This is a genomic window from Streptomyces sp. NPDC059524, from assembly GCF_042749255.1.
In the GTDB taxonomy this organism is placed as follows: domain Bacteria; phylum Actinomycetota; class Actinomycetes; order Streptomycetales; family Streptomycetaceae; genus Streptomyces; species Streptomyces xanthii.
In genome coordinates this window covers 1-6071 of the sequence record NZ_JBHYTK010000267.1, presented here as the reverse complement: position 1 = coordinate 6071, position 6071 = coordinate 1, and the positions used below count along the sequence as shown (strand labels likewise).

Annotated in this window: 5 protein-coding genes and 2 tRNA genes; 4 read left to right on the top strand and 3 right to left on the bottom strand. The window is 69.0% G+C overall.

The window, feature by feature from the left end; genetic code table 11:
* Positions 1 to 163: 163 nt before the first annotated feature.
* Positions 164 to 1342 carry a cation:proton antiporter gene (locus tag ACFW9D_RS37660; protein ID WP_384629927.1) on the bottom strand — a complete coding sequence of 393 codons (1179 nt, stop codon included), beginning with the start codon at positions 1340 to 1342 and terminating at the stop codon, positions 164 to 166.
* A gap of 175 nt (positions 1343 to 1517) precedes the next feature.
* Here ACFW9D_RS37660 and ACFW9D_RS37655 point away from each other — a divergent pair, with 175 nt between their 5' ends.
* Positions 1518 to 1958: an HD domain-containing protein gene (locus ACFW9D_RS37655; protein WP_384629925.1), complete on the top strand. Its 441-nt coding sequence runs from the start codon at positions 1518 to 1520 to the stop codon at positions 1956 to 1958.
* Positions 1959 to 1989: 31 nt separating this feature from the next.
* Here ACFW9D_RS37655 and ACFW9D_RS37650 read toward each other — a convergent pair whose 3' ends face one another.
* Complete coding sequence (locus ACFW9D_RS37650) at positions 1990 to 3147, bottom strand: acyltransferase family protein (protein ID WP_384629923.1); 1158 nt, start codon at positions 3145 to 3147, stop codon at positions 1990 to 1992.
* Positions 3148 to 3824: 677 nt separating this feature from the next.
* Here ACFW9D_RS37650 and ACFW9D_RS37645 point away from each other — a divergent pair.
* Positions 3825 to 4019 carry a hypothetical protein gene (locus tag ACFW9D_RS37645; protein WP_188338944.1) on the top strand — a complete coding sequence of 65 codons (195 nt, stop codon included), beginning with the start codon at positions 3825 to 3827 and terminating at the stop codon, positions 4017 to 4019.
* A gap of 77 nt (positions 4020 to 4096) precedes the next feature.
* Here ACFW9D_RS37645 and ACFW9D_RS37640 read toward each other — a convergent pair.
* A tRNA-Gly gene (locus tag ACFW9D_RS37640) sits at positions 4097 to 4167 on the bottom strand.
* Positions 4168 to 4343: 176 nt separating this feature from the next.
* On the opposite strand from ACFW9D_RS37640, the gene ACFW9D_RS37635 reads away from it, so the two are divergent.
* Together ACFW9D_RS37635 and tig are read left to right on the top strand one after the other, a co-directional pair.
* Positions 4344 to 4420 (top strand) — tRNA-Pro (locus ACFW9D_RS37635).
* Between the two features lie 188 nt (positions 4421 to 4608).
* Positions 4609 to 5985 carry a trigger factor gene (gene tig / locus ACFW9D_RS37630; protein ID WP_188338945.1) on the top strand — a complete coding sequence of 459 codons (1377 nt, stop codon included), beginning with the start codon at positions 4609 to 4611 and terminating at the stop codon, positions 5983 to 5985.
* Positions 5986 to 6071 lie beyond the last annotated feature (86 nt).

The following is a 6071-nucleotide window of genomic DNA, read 5'->3' as shown; positions in this document are numbered from 1 at the left end:
ATGCATGCCCTTCGGGCGCATTTCCCCGATCAAGGTGCGGGGTGCCTTTGTCGGGGGAAGGCGCGGCGAAGCCGCAGCCTTCCAGGGGCGCGGGGAACTGCGCGAGAAGCCCCACCGGCCCGCACCCGCCGACGAACCAGTGCAGCCACGGCGAGTGGGCGACCTACACCCCGGCGCCGACCCGCCCCTCATCCCGCACAGAAGGGCACCGCACCGGCATGACCCGCCCCAGCCAAGCGGACCGCCCCGCCGCCATGGGCCCGAGCACGGCGAGCACCAGCACATACCCGGCGATGAACGGAGAGAGCCGCGCATCGAGCCCCGCCCCCGCCGCCATCGTCGCGAGGATCAGCGCGAACTCCCCCCGGGCGAGCAGCGTCGTGGAGACGTTCGCCGCGGCCTGAGGCCCGAACCCGTACACCCGGGCCGCCCCCATCCCCGCCAGCACGTTCATCACCAGCGTCAGAGCGACAGCGATCAGCACGGGCCACAGCACACTCGGCAGGTCCCCGGGATCGATCGACAGCCCGAACGCGAAGAAGAAGATCGCGCCGAACGCGTCCCGCAGCGGATGCACCAGCGTCCGGATCCGGTCCCCGGACGCGGTCGAGCCCAGCATCAGGCCGACCATGAACGCACCGATCGCGTCGGCGACCCCGAACCACTCGGACACTCCGGCCACGAACACGGCAGCGCCGAGGAAGGAGATGACCAGGAGCTCGTCGTCCTTGACGGCGAAGAGCCGCCCCACGATCCGCGTCCCGAACCGCGCCGCGAGCGCGAGCAGCAGCAGGAACCCGAAGGCCTTCCCGCCGTCGAGCACGGCGGCGGACAGTGAGTCGGCGCCCGACAGGATCGGCTGGAGCGCCGCGAGGTACAGCGCGAGGAAGATGTCCTCGACCACGATGATGCCGAGGATCGGCTTGGTCTCCGGGTTGCCGAGGCGCCCGGTGTCGACGAGCACCTTGGTGACGATGGCGGACGAGGAGATGCCGAGCACCCCGGCGAGGACCAGGGCCTCGGAGGTCCCCCAGCCGAGGGCGAATCCGAAACCGAGGCCGGCGCCGACGTTCAGCGCGAGGTACGCCCCGCCCGCGAGGGCCATCTTGCGGCCGCCCTCGCGCAGGTCGTCCACGTGGAACTCGAGGCCGAGGTAGAAGAGCAGCAGGACCAGGCCGAGCGCGGAGAGCATCTCCAGGTCGTGCGGGTCCGAGAGCAGGACGACGCCCGGCGTGTGCGGGCCGAGCAGGATCCCGGCCAGGATGAACAGCGGGATGGTGGGGAGTCCGATGCGTCCGCCGAGGCGGGCGAGGACGGCGGCGGCGAGAAAGGCGCCGCCCATGGCGATCAAGGTGTCTGCGTGTCCGATGGGCCCGTTCCTCCTTGGTCGAGAAGGTGATCCCGAACTTTGGTCAAGGGATCGTCAAGAAAGCGTCAATACTTAGCTTACCAAACGACTTTTCGGGGTCGTGGGGCCGTGTGCGGGACGGCTGTCGGACAGGCCCTAGGCTCGCTCCATGCGGACGCTGACCCTGGCAGAGATCGAGACCCTGGCCCGGCAGGCCCACGCGGCCCAGACGGACAAGGCCGGCCGCCCCTACGCGGAGCACCTCGCGGCCGTGGCCGGGGGAGTCGAGCGGCGCGGCGGCACCCCGGACCAGATCGCCGCCGCCTGGCTCCACGACGCCCTCGAGGACGACGCCCTGAGCTCCGACTGGCTGGACTCCGCCCCGCTCACGGACACCACAAAAGAAATCGTCCGCGCGCTCACCAAGCGCGCGGACGAATCTCCGCAGACCTATGCCCGTCGCATCCTCGACACCCCGGGCGCCCGCCTCGTCAAGGAGGCGGACCTGGCGCACAACGCCGACCCGGCCCGCCTCGCCGTGCTGGACGAGCCGACCCGCACCCGGCTGACCGCCAAGTACGCGAACATGCGCGCCCTTCTCGGGCTCTGAACGCCGGCGACCGGAACGCAGCGGCCGCGGCTCAGCGGCGCGAGCGGGCCAGCTCCGCCGCGTCCTTCTTGAACGCCCACTCCATCTTCGGCTCCATCGCGAACCGGAAGGCCCGCTGCACGGGCGGCGTGCACAGCAGCGTGACGACCGTCCCCGCGATCACCGTGACGGCGATCTCCCCGAGCGGCTTGTGGATCCACTCCGCGTCGAACCAGCCCCAGAACCGGGAGCCCTTCGCCAGGAAGCCGTGCAGCAGGTAGCCGTACAGCGTGCCCGCGCCCAGCACGGTGAACCACATCTTCCGCCCCGGCACCCACGCGAAGAAGCACGCGGTCAGGACCATCGAGCAGCCGAACAGGGCGAGCGTCATCACGACCCCGGCCCACCACGGCGCCCCCAGCTCCTGCGCGCTGTCGCGGTGGTAGAACCAGGCGGACGTCATGCGCGGCCCGGCCCAGTACGCGAGCGTGATCGCGGCCAGGAAGATTGGCACCGCGATGATCCGCACCTCGCGTCGCCGCACCAGCTGGAAGTGCTCCGGCTTGAGGAACAGGCCGAGCACGAAGAAGGGCAGGAACTGCAGCACGCGCTGGAGGTCCAGGTCGTCGCCGATGTCGGGCGAGATCGAGGCCAGCATCGCGATGCCCAGCGCGACCGGGACCGGCCAGCGGATGACCTTCCACAGCGGTGTCGTGAGCCGCCACACGAACAGCGCGACCAGGAACCAGGTCAGGTACCAGGGGTCGAGCAGGCTGATCGGCTGCGACGGATCGTCGTCCGCGTACCGCTTGAAGAAGGTGTAGGCGATCTCGAAGATCACGTACGGCACGGCGACGCCGGTGATCAGTCGCCGCAGCCGGTCGGGCCGCATGTCGAAACTGCGCGAGAAGTAGCCGGACACGATGATGAACGCCGGCATGTGGAACGTGTAGACGACCATGTAGAGCGCCTCGGCGGCGCGGCTGCCGTCGGTCAGGGGCTCCCAGGAGTGGCCCATCGCGACGAACACGATCGCCAGGTACTTCGCGTTGTCGAAGAACGCGTCCCGCTGTTTGGGGGCGGGGGCCGCCGGGGAGGCGGGTGCGGGGCGCGGATCGTGCGGGGCTCGGGGGGAGGGCGTCGCGTCCACGGTCGGTGCGGCCGGAGGCAGCGGCTGACTGCGGTGCGACCCGTGCGCAGTGCGGAACATCTGAGGCACCCTAGTGGCGCCTGTGCGATTTCGTAAAACTCTCGACGTCATTCCCGCTTTTCCCTCGGGCGCGCTCGGGATTCACGGAACTCAGGATGGGTGTGTCAGCCATGGATCCGTCATGGACTTATTGCCGACCTGTCCGGTATCCCGCTTTTCATCCCACTTAAACGGTGCATAACAGTCGTTACCACCCTGGCGAGTTGTCGCATTCATCACAGTCGTCCCCGCGTGATCATCGCGGGGATAACGGGCGGTGATCGCGCGACTGTTCCCGGCCGTCGAATTCTGAGGATTCTCTTTATTTTCCCTGCGGCCACGCCTCGCGTGTGGGTGTGTTCACGCCGAGGGGAAAGTGAGGAAATGGCGCGCGAGACCTGGGTGGACCTGCGGCGGGCGTGCGAGGGGCATGTGTGCGCCGCATGTGCCCCATGGAAACGATCAAGCCGATTTCACCGGCGCCCGCACCCCCGCGCCCGGCGCGCCGACCACCCCGCCCACGTGCGCTGCTCGTGCGCCCCGGGGGTGTCCGCGCCCCGCGCCCTCACGCGCGCGTGGCCGACGATGCGTCACCGGCCGCATACGGAGCCCGCGTTGGTGGCACGATGGTTCTGGCGGGGGGTGTGGGGCTGTACCCCCCGGGCCGGGAGAGCGGACCGACCTAGGGTGTGATCAGTGTGGCCATTTCGCTGTCAGTGGTGCTGTTGTTGGCGATCGTCCTCGTCGTGCTGATGCGCGGTGGTTCGATCAAGGCGGGGCCCGCCATAGTGGCGGTCCTCTTCGGCTTCTTCCTGGCCTCGACCGGAATGGCGCCCGCGATCAACAACTTCCTCAACTCCGTCGCGTCGAGCATCGCCGCGATCAAATTCTGAGCGGCCGGACGCCGGGAGCGAAAAAGCCCCCGGCCCGGTCCACCTGGGGTGGATCCGGGCCGGAGGCCTTGGAAGAGAGCGGGCGACGGGAATCGAACCCGCGTAGCTAGTTTGGAAGACTAGGGCTCTACCATTGAGCTACGCCCGCACGCAGGACACCAGATCGCGGTGACCGCGGTACGCAGGCATCGTAGCGGGTCCCCGGGCCGGACCGCACACCCGTATCCGACCCGCGCCGGCCGTCCCGTCCACACCCTGCGTCCCACCCCCTGCAAAGGGGGGAGTAGCACTGCCTGCGGGCATGTACCCTACGTGTCGCACCGACGGGGTGTGGCGCAGCTTGGTAGCGCGTCCGCTTTGGGAGCGGAAGGCCGTGGGTTCAAATCCCGCCACCCCGACCAGCGTTCCGGACGGCCGCCCAACCGGCGGCCCCGACGCTCGTCGTCGACTCCGCGGGGCTCCCCAAGATCGCGTTGTGGGTCGACTCCTGCTTGCCGTTACTATGCAAGCTGCGTGCCCGTGTGTCTCTCAGACCGTGTCTCTTAGACCGGGCAGGAACCCAGAAGTCAGCCCCCAAGGAGACCGAACCGTGAAGAGCGCCGTGGAGACCCTGAACCCGACCCGGGTTCGGCTCAGCATCGAGGTGCCCTTCGAGGAGCTCAAGGACAGCCTCGACGCGGCGTACAAGAAGATCAACCAGCAGGTCACGGTGAAGGGCTTCCGCAAGGGCAAGATCCCGGCCCGCGTCATCGACCAGCGCTTCGGCCGCGGTGCGGTCCTGGAAGAGGCCGTCAACGACGCGCTTCCGAAGTTCTACACCGAAGCGGTCAACGAGGCGGAGCTCAACGTCCTGGGCCAGCCCGAGGTCGACATCACGGAGCTGAAGGACGGCGAGACGCTGAACTTCACCGCCGAGGTCGACGTCCGCCCGACCATCGAGATCCCGGACTACTCCGGCATCGAGGTCGAGGTCGACGCGGTCGAGGTCACCGACGAGGACGTCGACAAGTCGGTCGAGCAGCTCCGTGAGCGCTTCGCCTCCACCTCGCCGGTCGAGCGTGCCGCCGAGGACGGCGACGTCGTGACGATCGACCTCGAGGCCAAGGTCGAGGGCGAGGTCCTCGAGGACGGGGTCGCCTCCGGCGTCTCCTACACCATCGGCTCGGGCGAGCTGCTGGACGGCATCGACGACGCCGTGAAGGGCCTGGAGGCCGGTGGCGAGGCCACCTTCACCTCCGAGCTCAAGGGCGGCTCCGCCGAGGGCAAGGAGGCCGAGGTCACCGTCAAGGTCACCCAGGTCGCCGCCCGTGAGCTCCCGGCCCTGGACGACGACTTCGCCCAGCTCGCCTCGGAGTTCGACACCCTCGACGAGCTGAAGGCCGACAGCCGCAAGCGCCTCGAGAACATGAAGCAGTACGACCAGGCCACCCAGGCCCAGGAGCGCGTCCTCGAGAAGCTGCTCGAGCTGGTCGAGGTCCCGGTCCCCGAGAAGCTGCTCGAGGACGAGGTCCAGACCCGCAAGCACAACCTCGAGCACCACCAGCTCGGCCAGATGGGCCTCGACCTCGAGAAGTACCTCGAGATCCAGGGCAAGTCGGTCGAGGAGTTCGACGCCGAGACGCGCGAGCAGGCCGTCAAGGGCATCAAGACGCAGTTCGTCCTCGACGAGCTCGTCAACAAGGAGAAGCTGAACGTCAACCAGGAGGAGCTCACCGAGCACCTCATGCGTCGCGCCGCTTCCTCCGGCATGTCCCCCGACCAGTTCGCCCAGGCCGTCGTCGAGGGCGGCCAGGTCCCGATGCTGGTCGGCGAGGTCGCCCGCGGCAAGGCCCTCGCGGTCGTCGTCGAGGCCGCCACGGTCAAGGACACCAACGGTGAGGTCGTCGACCTCGAGGACGACGAGGACGAGATCGCCGAGTCCGTCGTCGCCGACGCCGAGGGCTCCGAGGAGTCCACGGAGGCCTGATCTCCGTAGCACCACCACAGCAGGCCCCCGGGACCCCGTCCCGGGGGCCTGCGGCACCCCGGCGCCCCCACAACGCACCCACGCAG